Genomic DNA, 429 nt, shown 5'->3' with positions numbered 1-429 from the left:
CGCCCGTCTCGAGGTCCTGCACGCGTGCGCCGGTGACGGCGCCGCCGGCGGTGGTCTCGAGGCCGACGACCTGCGTGCGGGACGCCGCGTGGGCGCCGTAGCTGACGGCCGTGCGGACGAGGGTCTCGACGAGGCGCGCGTCGTCGACGCTGGCGTCCCAGTACCGGACCGCGCCGACGGCCGCGTCGTGCCGCAGGTCGGGGAACAGCCGCTCCATGCCCTTGCGGGTGAGGGGCTGGTGGATCGGCATCGCGCGGCGCGTGCCGGAGACGGACGCGAGGGTGTCGTAGAGCGCGACGCCTGCGCCGACGTACGCGCGCTCCCAGACGCGGTTCTCCAGCGGGTAGAGGAAGCTCACGGGCTTGACCAGGTGCGGTGCGATCCGCGTGATGAGCAGGTCGCGCTCGGTGAGCGCCTCGCGCACCGGGG

The 429-nt window shown here is 74.8% G+C and carries 1 protein-coding gene; it reads right to left on the bottom strand.

Translation table 11 applies throughout. From position 1 onward, the window contains the following. Window positions 1-429: FAD-dependent oxidoreductase (locus G3I71_RS48140; protein WP_164325287.1), on the bottom strand; the 429-nt coding region annotated here is incomplete at both ends.

This window comes from Streptomyces sp. SID12501 (assembly GCF_010550245.1).
Lineage (GTDB): Bacteria > Actinomycetota > Actinomycetes > Streptomycetales > Streptomycetaceae > Streptomyces.
This window is presented reverse-complemented; position numbering and strand designations above follow the sequence as displayed.